Genomic DNA, 12,616 nt, shown 5'->3' on the forward strand with positions numbered 1-12,616 from the left:
CCGTCGGCTAGAGCGGGCTGTCGAGCCACGAGTAGTCGACCCCGATCCAGCCGCCGGCCAGGCTGAGCGTGCCCAGCAGCCACAGCGTCATGACCACGATCGCGCCGGTCGTGAGCGCTCCCGCGCCCCGCACCACCAGCGACTGCTGCCCGAACCAGTGCATGAACCGGTCGTAGCGGCCCCGCGCGAAGTGCAGCAGACGGTGAGCCCAGGCGAACTCCGAGGCCAGGATCCCGAGGCCGGCGAAGACGATCAGCCAGCCCGGTCCGGGGTAGGGGATGGCGACGACGCCGGCCAGCAACACGAGCGCTCCGAAGGTACCGACGGTGATGCGGTACGTCAGATTCAGCGACGGGCGCGTCTCGATGCGCCGGCGCCAGCGGAGCCACCGCTGCTTCAGCCGACGCAACGGGGATATGTGGGTCCGGGCCCCGACCCGGTCGGGCGCAACCGCGTGCCGAATCCGTCCTTCACTCACGATCTACCGAGCCTGCTTCTCGTCATACCTGGGTGCCGTGCACGGCAGGGTCGTCTTCCAGTCTACCGACGACCGGCGGGTACGGCGGGGCCCGGAAACGCGGACCCGCACGTCGCGGCCGGTCCGATCCGCGTGGTCAGGCCGCCGCGGCGTCCGTCGGGGCGGGATTCGCGGCGGTGAGCCGGTCCAGGTAGGCGGTGAAGACGGTGCCGAGGGCGACCGCGGTCTCGATCGTGTCGAGCCCCCGTATCGCCGCCACGAAGGACTCGTAGACGATGGCCGCTGCCTGCGACGGGAACAACCCGCCCTCGTCGGCGGTCAGCACCCGCACCGCGTCGTCCACGCTGCCTTCCACCGCGCCGGCCACCGATCCGTGCAGCGGCACCGCGGCCGCCGCGGCGATCAGGGCGTCCGCCAGCGCGGAGGAGGGGAACGCCACCGCAGCCGGTGCGATCACCCGACGGAACATCGTTACGTTCGCCATGTCGAACCTCCCGTGGAATCTCCCGAGCCGTTCTGTCGAGTGGTACCCGTGCGGGCACGCTGTACACAGTGCCCGAGGGGACCGACAAGTTCCGCTGCCGGCGAGCGACTCGTCACGCCGCCAGGACGCGCCGGGCATCGGCACGTCCGGCATGCATGAACTCCGGCCAGTCCCGGGTGCCGAGGAACTGCCGGTAGAAGCCGACGCCTCGCACTTTCTCGTACGGAACCGGCTCGATCATCGTGACGTGGGAGGCCGAGCGCAGCCGCGCCAGGTTCTCCCGCGCCAGCTCGACTTGCTGGGACGTGCGCACCTGACCGGCGATGTAGAGGATGCTCGCGCGCCGCTCGGCCCAGCCGGTGGCGTCCTCGCCTTCGAAGCCGGGTGGGTAGAAGCCGTTGACGGCGAGGGTGACCTCGCACGGCTGCTCGAGGTCGAGCAGCGGGTGGACGGGGAAGATATCGACGATCCCGCCGTCACACCAGTGGAATCCGCCGAGCTCGACGGGCGCGACGAACAGCGGCAGCGCGACCGCCATGTGCACGGCCCGGGCCACGGGCAGGTCGGGATACGTTCGTGGCCCGAGGTATTCGAGCCGGTTCTGTTCGATGTTCCAGATCGGCGCGTAGGCGGGTACGGGCATCGCGGCGAGAGTCATGTCGCCGAGCAGGCGCCGGTACGTGGCCTCGATCGCATCGCCGCGCAGGATGCCGGCGAATCCGCGGCCCACCGTCGGTGCGACGGCGAGCAGGCGACGCCAGTCGACGTCGAGATAGTCCTCGGGATCCAGCGCGAGGGTGAACTCTGCGACCTCCTCGGCGGGGACTCCCGCTGCGATCGGGAAGCCGAACAGCGCGGAACCGGAGCACAGGGAGATCACCGCCGGCCGGATCCCACCCTCCTCCATCGCCCGGGCCACACCGACCAGAGACGCGAGCGCTCCGCTGCCCCCTGTCGCGGCCATCGCGATCCGATCCCCCTCCTGCAGCCCGACCCGGAAGGGCTCGAACCGGGGAAAGGGGTGCAGTTCCCGGTCCGGCGTGCCCGAGGGCCGCTGCAGGGCCGCCCGCGCGACGTCGACGAGAAAACCGGCGTCGCTGCGCACGCCTTCGACCACGTCACGACCGCGGGAGAGGAGGTCGAAGTACTGGCGCACCCGGAAGATGTCGAGGACGGTGTCGAGCATGCCTCGACTGTGCGCGCGTGCCACACCGCGGGCCAGGGTCCTCGGTCCCGAATCCGTGCGGGATGCCCGCCGCGCAGCGGCTACCGGCCGGGGACGCGGCCCGGTTGTGCCGCGGTGCGGAGTTGATAGCGCCGTTCGGCGTAGTCCAGGTCGTCGCGCCACAGCCGGGTGGCCGTGTGCCGCATGAGGGGGCGGAGGGCGGCGGCGGCGCGCCGGGTGGCGATGCCGAACCCGGGGCGAGGGGAATCGGCGACGACGGCCTCGACGATCGCGGTCCGGGGCCGCCCGTCCGGTCCGGCACCGAGGGGCGTCGCGTGGGTCTCGACCACGCTGCCCACGCCCTCGCCCGACACGATCCGCATGACGACGGTGCGCGGGTCCGGGCTGGTGAATTCGGCGCGCACCGGCACACCGATCCGGCCGGCGACCCGGAAGGTGACGTCGACGAGGAACCGGTCCTCGCCGTCCGCAGTGCCGCGGGTGGAGGGAGCCTCGACCACCTCCAGGCGGGCGAACGAATACGGGTGGAACCAGGCGCCGTGCCACGGGTCGAGGCGGTTGGCGACGATGTCGGCCGGTTCGCACACACCGACGAGGGTGGCCACCGCGGCGAGGCGGGACCCGGCCGTCGGGCGAGTCGGGACGATCGGCAGTTCCGTCGGCTCCTCGCCGCCGACGTGATCGAGACGGACCCACACGAGCACCCCGTCGTCGTGGCTGGGGAAGGGCTTCCAGCCGTAGGCGCCGTCGGCGTCGAGGCGCAGCCCGTGCCAGCGGCAGACCAGCGCGCCGCAGTCCACCGCGGCCAGCGCCATCGGGGCGCCGAGGTGGGGGCAGGCGCCGGGGCCGACGAGCACCCGGTCGCCGTCGCGCCAGGCGACGAGTTCGATGCCGGCGATCGTGATGCCGAAGGGCCGGTCCGCGCCGATCTCACGGCTGGCCGCCACGACGTACCAGTTGCCGGACGGCCGGCGCTGGGCGCGGTCGAGGACGGCGGAGATCAGCTCGGGCCGTGCACCGCGGTAGGTGGGTTGCTGCGCGGCCCAGCGGTCCGGGTCGATGGGCCGGACGGGCCAGGTGTCGGGCCAGCGCCGGTACAGCGGATCGAGCACGCTCATGCGGGGTGCCTTTCCAGGGCGGCGAGCCGGCGCAGGACGGGTGAACGGCCCTGCGTGGGCACCGTATACAGGTCGTGTCCGGCCACACCCCATTGCGCGAGAAGGGAATTCGCGGCGTGCCACCCGGTGGTGGCCGCGCGTTCCATGAGGGCCACCGGCAGATCGATCCGGATGCCGTCGCCGGCGAGCATCAACCGCTCGTGCGGGGTGCGAACGGTGGGCCGTCGCGCGAAATCGCCCACCCCGAACAACGGGCAGTCCTGACGCCAGAGCATGCGTTCCTCGACGACGCGGGCCGCGGCGGTCTCGGGATAGATCGCGTGCAGGCGCGCGAGCACCTGGGCGCGCACGTCGTCGGGCGAATGTTCCCCGCCGACAGCATCTCCCGTCGCGGCGTACGCGTGCAGTTCCACGACCGAGCCGCCGGTGCGGCGAGTCCAGGCCCGGGCCTCCTCCTCGTAACGGTCGAGCACGCTGACATTGTCGAGCGGGCGCAGGCCGCCGGTGCCGAGAAATGCCGGGCGGTCCGCGGCGACGGGACGGTCCAGCCACAGGCGCTGCACCAGGAACGGGGGCGCGGAACGCAGTCGGTCCACCCGGGAACGCCATCCGGGATCGCCGAGATCCGGCGAGGCGTCGACGAGGGCGCGCAGCCCGGCCACATCGAGCGCGAGGACGAGGCCGTCGGCGTCGATGCTGCCGCCGGTGCCGTCGTGGACGCGGAAGGTCCGGGTACCGCCGAGTTCGACGCCGGTCACCGCGGTGGACGTCCGGATGCGCGCGCCGTGTCCCGCGAGGTACCGGCCGAGCGGCTCCCACAGGGTGGTGTCGAAGTTGCCGGTGGCCACGTCGAAGAGCAGTCCCTCGGCGGAGCCGAGGAAGTAGATGTGGAACATCGTGGCCAGCTCGGCGGCCGACATGCCGGCCGGGGGAGCGAAGAAGCTGCGCGAGAACACCTCGAATGCCAGATGGTTTGCCGCCTCCGGAAAGCGGATGCGCTGCAGGAACGTCTGTGCATCGACGTCGTCGAGCCGGTCGTAGATCTCCGGCACGGACACGGTCGCCAGCGGGGCCGCCGCCCGCACGTCGATGCGCACCAGGTCCTGCAGCCGGAACGTGGGGCTGCGCAACGCGAACACCAGCGCGTTCCACGGAGGGGTGTTCGGGATCCCGCGAAAGGTGTCGCGCCGGCCCTCGCCGTCGATGAGCGGATAGTCGTCGACCGCCGTCAGCCGTTGCAGATCCGGGTCGGTGCGGCGCAGCAGCCGGCGCAGGTTGTAGTACTGCCGGAAGAAGGCGTGGAACCCGCGGTTCATCGCGATCCCGGTGCCGTCGTCGAGCCGCTCGTGCCACCCGCCGACCCGCCCGCCGAGGTGAGCCTCGCGTTCGAGCACCTCGACCTCCACGCCGCGCTCGGCGAGGGCGGTGGCGGCGGTCAGCCCCGCGATGCCCGCGCCGACGACCACCACTCGGGGCCGCTGCGGCAGATGCCCGGTGTCCGGCGCACCCCGAGAGGCGGCGTGGTGGGCGATCCGCCGATCGCTGCCGACGGCACCGTTCATATAGCTGCCCTCCTGCGGCGCCGGTCCGAATCCGGCCGTCCTGGTCGAACAGTGGCGAGGCCGAGCCTACCGCGGCAAGGCCCCCGGCGACGGCCGACGCGGTCAGGCGCCGAGCCGGGCCGCGTGCGACGCGACGGCCTCGAGATGCTTGTCCGCGGTGCTCAGATCCAGGTGGGCGTCGCTGAGGCCGTCGACGACCTCCCGCAGGTTGGCCTCGGCGGCGTCGTCGTCCGGTACCGGATCCACCAGGTCGAACGCCTCGGCGAGGGAGCGCACGCGCCGGTCCAGGGCCTGTAGATCCGTACGCAGTTCGGCGACCTGCCGGAGGAGATCGTTCATCGTGCTCCCTCCCCGTGCTGTGCGGCCGGCGACGGTCCGGGCGCGAACATCCAGCCGCACGCTCACGGTAAGCCGGAACCGGGGACCTTCGAGGCGGAACGGGCGGTCCGGGAAGTGACGTCACGAGATAGGCTCGACTGTGCGCGTGTGTCGGCGAGCGCATGCGGCAACCGGGTGAGGACGAAGGCAGTGGAACGGCTGAAGTCCCGGAGGGCGTGGACTTCTCCGGGGCGCGTAGCCGACACCGGGTGGGAGAAATGTGAAGAGAACCGCCGGCCTGTCCCTCCTGGTCGTGCTCTGCCTGGCGAGTTGTTCGGATGGCGGCGGGCCGCAGGTTCGGCCGTCGCCGCCCGCGACCGTCCCGGCGGCCGCAGCGTGCGACGTTACCGAGAGCGCCGGCCATCGCTACATCTCCGCTGTCGGTCGTGACGGCCGCTACTTCGACGATCAGCATGGCGATCCGATCCTGATTCGCGGAGACTCGCCGTGGTCCGGCCTGGCGGACTGGTCGCCCGAGCAGGCCGAATCGTACTTCGCGAATCGTGAGGCCCACGGGTTCAACGCATCGATAATCTCTGCGGTCGCCGTCCCCGACAACGGCGGGCCGAGCGAGGAGGGAGCGACCTTCGACGGCATCCGACCGTTCGTCGACGGTGACATCACGGCGTGGAACGAGCGGTACTGGGCGCGTGTCGACGAGTACCTGCGGATCGCCTGCCGGCACGGGAACACGCTGTTCCTCTACCCGATGGACGGGTGGAACATTTCCGACGTGTTCGCATCGGCGACTGCCGAACAGGCCGCCGTCTACGGCCGGATGTTCGCCCAGCGATACGCTCGGTTTCCGAACATCGTCTGGATGACCGGCGGGGACTATTCTCCCGAGACAGACGATCCCGCTGCGGGTTCCGACTCCGACCACGTGTTGCGCGGCATGCTCCAAGGGATCAGGGCGGCCGGCTCGGACAAGCCGTTCTCGATACAGCTGGGACCCCAGAAATCGCTCTCGACGGACAACCCCTTCTGGGAACCGTTGGCGGACTGGAACTTCGTCTACACATATCTGCCGACGTACAAGGCAGTGCTGGACGGTTACCAGCGACCGGCGGGCGCCAGGGACCCGCGTCCCGCCGTCTTCTCGGAGGGAAACTACGAGGGCGAGAACAACCAGCCCGACACGGCGCCGACAACCGACGAGACCCTTCGGCGCCAGGCTCTGTGGGCGTTGACCTCCGGATCACCGGGGGAGTTTCGTGGCTCCGACGACTGGGAGTTCCGAGACGGCTGGGAATCGCGCCTCGACACACCCGCCGTCACACAGCTCGAGGCCATTCGTGATCTGTGGGCCTCGTGGGCCTGGTGGCAGTTGGTGCCGGACGTCGACGAGCCGTTCGTGCTCGACGGGCGAGGCACCCGATCGACGGACGACGAGATGGTGGACGTCCTGGACGACGACTACGTCACCGCTGCACGCACCCCGGACGGCTCGCTCGCCGTCGTCTATGTGCCGACGCAGCGCACGATCCGGCTCGACCGTGCACTGATTCCGCCGGGAGCGACACTCGGCTGGATCGATCCCGCCGATGCCGCCGCGCCTTCGCTGCCGGCGGAGATCGATCGGGACGGATACGTGGCCACCCCGGGGACGAACGTCGACGGCGACCAGGATTGGCTCCTGGTGGTCGAGGCGTGAACGGGGAGCCGGGTCCGCGCGTCAGATCATGATGGCGGCGATGGCTACGGCCACCAGGACGGACGCTGCGACTGCCAGCCCGAGAAGCACCGAACCGGTGACGGCGACCGCCATGGCTGCCGCCACCATGCACGCACCTGCCGCCGTGCCGGACGTGTGCCGGAGACGCGAGTAGGACTCGCCGGCGTCGTCGTCGATATCGGTCCGTAACCGGTGCCGACCCTCGCATGTATGGACCACTGATGTACCCCCTGCCGTACCACAGTGTGATCGCTCTCACATTATGCACTCATTTGTATCGCATCACAAAACGATTTCGCCAGTCGAACGCGTATCCGGATCGTCGCGGTGCTCCTCTCGTCCCCTGTTCGTGCACCGAGGGTGTGAATTCCGTCCGGGCTGGGTATCGGATACGGAGTCGGCAGGAAAGGAGACGGGCGGATGGAGACGGAACGACAGGGCGGCAACGACGAGCCTCTGGTCGCGCACCCCGTGGTGGCTTTCGTGCTGGACGGCGTGCTGGTGCTGGCCGTAGCCGTGGTGGGGATGTGGATGTTCGGTTCGCTCCTCTGGGCGGCACTCGGCGGGGCGTTCTGCGCGGCCACGCACCTGCTGTGCCGGGCCACGGGGAACTGCGGTGCGCCCTCGCGCTCCACGGTCACGCAGCCGGAGAAGCAGAAGTCGGTCCCGGTGGCCACGGACGTCCGAGCCGAGGTCGCACAGGCGGCCTGACGCTCGGTCCCGCGGGTTCGAGTCGCACGCTCACGACGCGTCCTCGCTGCGCGAGTTCGTCGGTCACGGGTACCGATCCCTTCCCCGGGCAACGATGTTCCGAACGTTACCGTAGGTCTCCGGCAGCAGAGGAGACACGGAACCGCCTCCGCGGGGTGTCGTCGCGGCCTATCGTAGGCGTGCGGATCTCGTATGGGAGGACCCATGGCCGAACCGGTGTTCGAGGAGTCGCAGGGCGCGGGCGGACCGCCGCAGTTCGAGGGACTGCGTGCCATGTTCGTCAACTGCACGCTCAAACGATCGCCCGAGACCAGCAACACGCAGGGGTTGATCGATCGCAGTGTGGCGTTGATGGAACGCGAAGGTGTCAAGGTGGACCAGATCCGGGCCGTCGACCACGACATCGCGACGGGCGTGTACCCCGACATGACGGAGCACGGATGGCCGAGCGACGAATGGCCGCAGTTGTTCGACCGGATCCTCGCCGCGCACATCCTCGTCATCGCCGGGCCCATCTGGCTGGGTGACAATTCGTCGGTCACCAAGAAGGTCGTCGAACGTCTCTACGGCTGTTCCTCGCTGCTCAACGAGCACGGCCAGTACGCGTACTACGGCCGCGCGGGCGGTTGCCTGATCACCGGCAACGAGGACGGCGTCAAGCACTGCGCGATGAACATCCTCTACAGCCTCCAGCACCTCGGATACGTGATCCCGCCGCAGGCCGACGCCGGCTGGATCGGGGAGGCCGGCCCGGGTCCCTCGTACCTCGATCCGGGGTCGGGCGGCCCGGAGAACGACTTCACCAATCGCAACACCACGTTCATGACCTACAACCTCATGCACACCGCCGCACTGCTCGTGCGGGCCGGCGGCTTTCCGGTGGGTGGCAACCAGCGATCGCTGTGGGACGCCGGGTGTCATCCGTCGTTCGAGAACCCCGAGCATCGGTGATGCCGGCACAGATCGGCGAGCGGGGGCCGGGGGCCGTGTGGTGCGCGCTCCTCCCGCTCGTGGTGCTCGTCGCCACCGGCTGTGGGGCGACGGGCGAGAGCTCCTACGATGTCGTCCCGGCGTCGGAACCTGCGGTGACCACGGCCGGCGAGCCGACGGTGATCACCACGGCGAACGGTCCCATCGGTGAAATGCTCTTCGACCGGAGGGACCAGGCGATCTACATCTTCGACCGGGAGGCAGGCACGGTCCCCGACTGCTACGGGGACTGTGCCGTGGCGTGGCCGCCGGTGCTCACCGTCGGTGCTCCCGTCGCGGCCGGTGACGCCGACCAGGGGCTGCTGGGCACCACGTCGCGCTCCGACGGGACCGCTCAGGTCACCTACGCCGGGCACCCGCTGTACTTCTATGCCGACGAGGAGCCCGGACAGGTGCTGTGCCACAAGGTCGAGGAGTTCGGCGGCCTGTGGCTGGCGATAGACGAGGCCGGCGTGCCACTCCCGTGACCGGGGTGACCGTCCGGTGGTGTTCTACCGCCGCCCGGGCGAACGTGAGCGGGTACCAGGAGTGACGGGTGCGCACCATTCGAACCCGCTATATCGGTCTGCTCACCAGATTCCTTGTTGCGCAGCATATCTCGAGCGCCGGTCCTCGTTCGGTGAGGGGCTTCCGCGGACCTTGGCCTGCGCGTCGAGTGCGGCTACCAGTACTGATGCCGTCTTCCGTCGGTGTCGGCGACGAAGATGACCGCGTCGGCGCCGTCCAGGTCTGCCGGGCCCAGCGGGATGTGGCCGGGCACGATCGGTTCGCCCGTGCCCATCGACGGGGCAAGCGCGGCGCACAGGGCCGGTGCCGGGAACAGGGCGCGGCGGGTGGTCGCCTCGGCCAACACGCCTTGGAGGGTGCCCGGATCGCTGTCGGGGTTGGCGTCGGTGGCCAGGAACACATAGCGCTCGCCGAGGGTGAGCCCGACGAGCGCGCCGGCGCTCCCCCAGCTCACCTCGCTCTCGCCGACCGGCATGTGGGACTGCGCACGCTGGAGGTGAACGTTGTGCGCGAATATGAGACTCGGCCCGCGTCGCTGCTCCTGGGCAACGATCGCGAGCAGGTTCTCGGCCATCATCTCGGCGCGCAGGCTGAGCAAGGTCGCGATGCGATCGGGTGCGGGACTGGCCATGGCGGCGTGATAGCGCAGCAGGCCCTGGGCGGTGCGCGCGTGCGCGACGGCGTGGTCGTAGCCGGTCGGGTCGGCGGAGCGCAGGCCGGGTGCCGCGCGGCGCAGGGCGCTGGCGAGGTCGTCGGCGACAATGCGCAGGGCGCGAGCGCGATCGGAGTCGCCGACGGACGCTGCCGGGTCGAACATGGCCGCCTGGTTCGTCCAGTCCGCGTCCTCGCCGAGCAGCGCGTCGAGGTCGCGGACCGATGCGGGCCGCAGCGCCGCGGGCAGGTAGTCGTTGGCCGAGGACAGTGCGCGTCGCGGGCTCGGCGCCCCGGAGAACTCCAACGGCGCGTCGAAGCCGTGGAAGCGAACCCGATCCTGCTCCGCGCGGCCGGCATTGTGCGCGCGGAGCCATTCGACGAGTTCGCGGTTGCCCGGCACCGCGCCGAACCCGTGGCTGAACCCGGTCGCGAGCACCGTGTCGATCTCCGCCGTTCCCACGGCCACGTAGTCGTCGACGACGGACGCGGCGAAGACGTCGGTCTCCAGCACGATCGACCGGTACCCCCGTTCGACGAGGTGACCGAGGAGTTCGTTGCGCAGAAGCGGGAACGCCTCGATCCCGTGGGTCGGCTCGCCGAGGGCGAGCAGGGTCGGCGGCTCGGGCCGCGTGGCGAGCAGTTCGTCGAGGGCGCGGCCCAGGCTCGCCGAGTCGTCGAGTTGGCGGCCGATTCCACGCAGTGCTGCGGCAGTAGACATGAACACCCCTTGTCGGAAGGAACTGCCCTCGACGATATCGTTGAAGAATCGGGTGAAACTTCTGCGATTCCGACCAGGAATCCGGAGGTAGAAGCCTCAATCGGAGGTGCACGTTGCGACCCATCGACCTCGCCCGGGAACACGGGTTGTCCGCACAGGCGATCCGCAACTACGACGACGCGGGCATCCTCCCGCCGACCGAGCGCAGCGAGACCGGCTACCGGCGCTACACGCCCCTGCACGCGCAGGCTCTACGCGCCTTCCTCGCGTTGCGCGGTGGCCACGGGCACCGGCAGGCAACGGACATCATGCGTTCAGTCAACCGCGGCGACACCGAGTCCGCCTACCGGCTGATCGACGCCGCGCACGTCGCGCTGCTCGCCGAACGCGGCACCCGCACCGAGGTCGCAACGGCCCTGGGCGCCCTGTCCACCACGGCACCGACTGCTGTCCGCGGTGGACCGCTGACTGTGGGCGAACTCGCCTGCCGACTCGGCGTGCACCCGGCCACGCTGCGCACCTGGGAGACCCAGGGCATCCTGCGCCCCGACCGCGACCGGGCAACGGGCTATCGCGAATACGGACCGGACTGCGTGCGCGACGCCGAGATCGCACGGCAACTGCGCCAGGGCGGCTACCCGCTGTCCCAGGTCGCCCGGTTCCTCGAGTCGCTGCGCACGGCGGGCGGGGCGGACGCGTTGGCCGCCTTCCTCGGCTCCTGGCAGGACCGGCTGACCACACGCAGCCGCAACCTTCTCGCCGGCGCGGCCCAGCTCGATACCTACCTCACCCTGCTCGACCGGACGCAGCAGGGGCGACCGACGACGTCGTGAGGGCAAGGGCCGGATCCTGGGGCCACTCCGCGCAGTGCCGGGTCGCTCGCGTGGACGCCACCGGTATCCCATCTTCCGGAGGCTTGCCCATGCCTCAGCCTCATTCTCGACCGGATTCCATTGTCACGGATACAATTCCGTGCGAGTCGCAGTCGCGAGCGGATCATGCCGTCCTCATTCGGAAACCGTGCACGCCGCTGCCGCGCCCGCCCCTCCAGCATCGCCTCGCACACAGTCTGCCCAGCGTCCAAGTGCACGACGTTGCATGCCAGAACCCCGTCGCGTCGAACCGGGGGCCTCGTCAAACCACAGCGATGGTGCATCCATTCCTATTTCGGTGCTCTTACCTCCTCCGGCTCCTTGTCCGGCCGCAGTCCCTTCCAACTCGGGTGGCGCAGACTGTCGCCGGTGAACTCGCGATACTCGACGTCCCCGACCAGCACCGGCTCGGCCCATCGGGCGGCCCGGACGACGGGCGCCGGAGGTATCACGTCGAACGGATCGCTGGGCCGCTCGAGTTCGTCGAGCCGCTCCCACAGGGCGCGCCGGCCGGCGGTGGTGAAGCCGGTGCCGAGGTTGCCGATGTGGACGAGACGGCCGTCGTCGTCGTGGGCGCCGAGGACAAGGGAGCCGAACGTCGCGCGGTGCATGCCGGTGCCCGGCAACCATCCCGCGATCACGGCCTCGGTGCTCTTGCGCAGGGCGGTCTTGATCCATGCCGTAGCGCGGCGTCCCGGTTGGTAGACGGAATCGGTCCGCTTGCAGACGATGCCTTCGAGACCGTGATCGCGGGCAAGGTCGAGGAGGATTTTCGTGTCGGTGCCGACCCAGTGCGGCGGCGTGCGGACCAGGGGGCCGGACATCGACAGGTCGACCAGCCGACGGCGACGTTCGAGGTACGGCAGCCGGGTCGTCGGCGCGCCGTCGAGCGCGAGCAGGTCGAATGCGTAGAACTCCACGGGGATGGTCCGGATCAGGGCCGCCGTCGGTTTCGCCACGTGGATGCGGCTCTGCAGCCGGGCGAACGCCGGCGCCCCGGACCGCGGATCGGGAGCGACGATCTCCCCGTCGACGACCATCGGCCGACCCCGGGACACCGCCGACAGTGCGATCGTCAATTCCGGGTAGACCCCCGAGACGTCCTTGCTGTTGCGGCTGTAGAGCCGGCACCGCTCGCCGTCGCACACCGCCACCGTGCGGGCGCCGTCCCACTTCATCTCCACCGCCCAGCCGGTGCCGATCGGCGGCCGGCCGGGCGTGGCCAGCATCGGGGCGGGCACCGCGGAGCGGGAGGCGGGCATGGGTCGAATTATCCCGTGTGC

Annotated in this window: 13 protein-coding genes; 5 read left to right on the forward strand and 8 right to left on the reverse strand. The window is 70.3% G+C overall.

Going from position 1 to position 12,616, the window contains the following annotated elements; genetic code table 11:
• Positions 1-7: 7 nt before the first annotated feature.
• From KZJ41_RS03790 to KZJ41_RS03815, 6 genes are all read right to left on the reverse strand, one after another.
• On the reverse strand, positions 8-409 hold the full coding sequence (locus KZJ41_RS03790; protein ID WP_006943381.1) for a TIGR02611 family protein: 402 nt from the start codon (positions 407-409) through the stop codon (positions 8-10).
• A 205-nt stretch (positions 410-614) separates the two neighbouring features.
• A complete protein-coding gene (locus tag KZJ41_RS03795; RefSeq protein ID WP_006943375.1) occupies positions 615-962 on the reverse strand; it encodes a hypothetical protein in 348 nt (115 codons plus the stop codon).
• A 112-nt stretch (positions 963-1,074) separates the two neighbouring features.
• A complete protein-coding gene (locus tag KZJ41_RS03800; protein WP_029540825.1) occupies positions 1,075-2,148 on the reverse strand; it encodes a patatin-like phospholipase family protein in 1,074 nt (357 codons plus the stop codon).
• Positions 2,149-2,228: 80 nt separating this feature from the next.
• The gene (locus KZJ41_RS03805) at positions 2,229-3,266 is read right to left on the reverse strand and encodes a DUF5914 domain-containing protein (protein ID WP_251550199.1); all 1,038 of its coding nucleotides are present in this window, start codon (positions 3,264-3,266) and stop codon (positions 2,229-2,231) included.
• Positions 3,263-4,828 carry an FAD-dependent oxidoreductase gene (locus tag KZJ41_RS03810; RefSeq protein WP_251550201.1) on the reverse strand — a complete coding sequence of 522 codons (1,566 nt, stop codon included), beginning with the start codon at positions 4,826-4,828 and terminating at the stop codon, positions 3,263-3,265. Before KZJ41_RS03810 ends, KZJ41_RS03805 begins: the two co-directional genes overlap by 4 nt.
• Before the next feature lie 102 nt (positions 4,829-4,930).
• A complete protein-coding gene (locus KZJ41_RS03815; RefSeq protein WP_168579042.1) occupies positions 4,931-5,167 on the reverse strand; it encodes a hypothetical protein in 237 nt (78 codons plus the stop codon).
• 259 nt (positions 5,168-5,426) lie between these two features.
• Here KZJ41_RS03815 and KZJ41_RS03820 point away from each other — a divergent pair, with 259 nt between their 5' ends.
• From KZJ41_RS03820 to KZJ41_RS03835, 4 genes are all read left to right on the forward strand, one after another.
• A complete protein-coding gene (locus KZJ41_RS03820; protein WP_251550203.1) occupies positions 5,427-6,860 on the forward strand; it encodes a DUF4038 domain-containing protein in 1,434 nt (477 codons plus the stop codon).
• A 441-nt stretch (positions 6,861-7,301) separates the two neighbouring features.
• Entirely contained in the window at positions 7,302-7,592 is a 291-nt protein-coding gene (locus tag KZJ41_RS03825) for a hypothetical protein (protein ID WP_043797559.1), read from the forward strand.
• A 204-nt stretch (positions 7,593-7,796) separates the two neighbouring features.
• A complete protein-coding gene (locus KZJ41_RS03830; protein ID WP_043797557.1) occupies positions 7,797-8,543 on the forward strand; it encodes a flavodoxin family protein in 747 nt (248 codons plus the stop codon).
• Positions 8,543-9,049 carry a lipoprotein gene (locus tag KZJ41_RS03835; protein WP_006943359.1) on the forward strand — a complete coding sequence of 169 codons (507 nt, stop codon included), beginning with the start codon at positions 8,543-8,545 and terminating at the stop codon, positions 9,047-9,049. The genes KZJ41_RS03830 and KZJ41_RS03835 overlap by 1 nt, the downstream gene beginning before the upstream one ends.
• A 194-nt stretch (positions 9,050-9,243) precedes the next feature.
• Here the strand turns inward: KZJ41_RS03835 and KZJ41_RS03840 are convergent, their stop codons facing one another.
• On the reverse strand, positions 9,244-10,461 hold the full coding sequence (locus KZJ41_RS03840) for an erythromycin esterase family protein (RefSeq protein ID WP_251550205.1): 1,218 nt from the start codon (positions 10,459-10,461) through the stop codon (positions 9,244-9,246).
• Between the two features lie 113 nt (positions 10,462-10,574).
• Here KZJ41_RS03840 and KZJ41_RS03845 point away from each other — a divergent pair, with 113 nt between their 5' ends.
• Complete coding sequence (locus KZJ41_RS03845; RefSeq protein ID WP_185713893.1) at positions 10,575-11,294, forward strand: MerR family transcriptional regulator; 720 nt, start codon at positions 10,575-10,577, stop codon at positions 11,292-11,294.
• Between the two features lie 329 nt (positions 11,295-11,623).
• On the opposite strand, the gene ligD is transcribed toward KZJ41_RS03845, so the two are convergent.
• Positions 11,624-12,595 carry a non-homologous end-joining DNA ligase gene (gene ligD, locus KZJ41_RS03850; protein ID WP_161995491.1) on the reverse strand — a complete coding sequence of 324 codons (972 nt, stop codon included), beginning with the start codon at positions 12,593-12,595 and terminating at the stop codon, positions 11,624-11,626.
• Positions 12,596-12,616: the final 21 nt, after the last annotated feature.

Origin of the sequence: Rhodococcus sp. 11-3, from assembly GCF_023704055.1 — a bacterium.
GTDB classification, from domain to species: domain Bacteria; phylum Actinomycetota; class Actinomycetes; order Mycobacteriales; family Mycobacteriaceae; genus Rhodococcus; species Rhodococcus aetherivorans.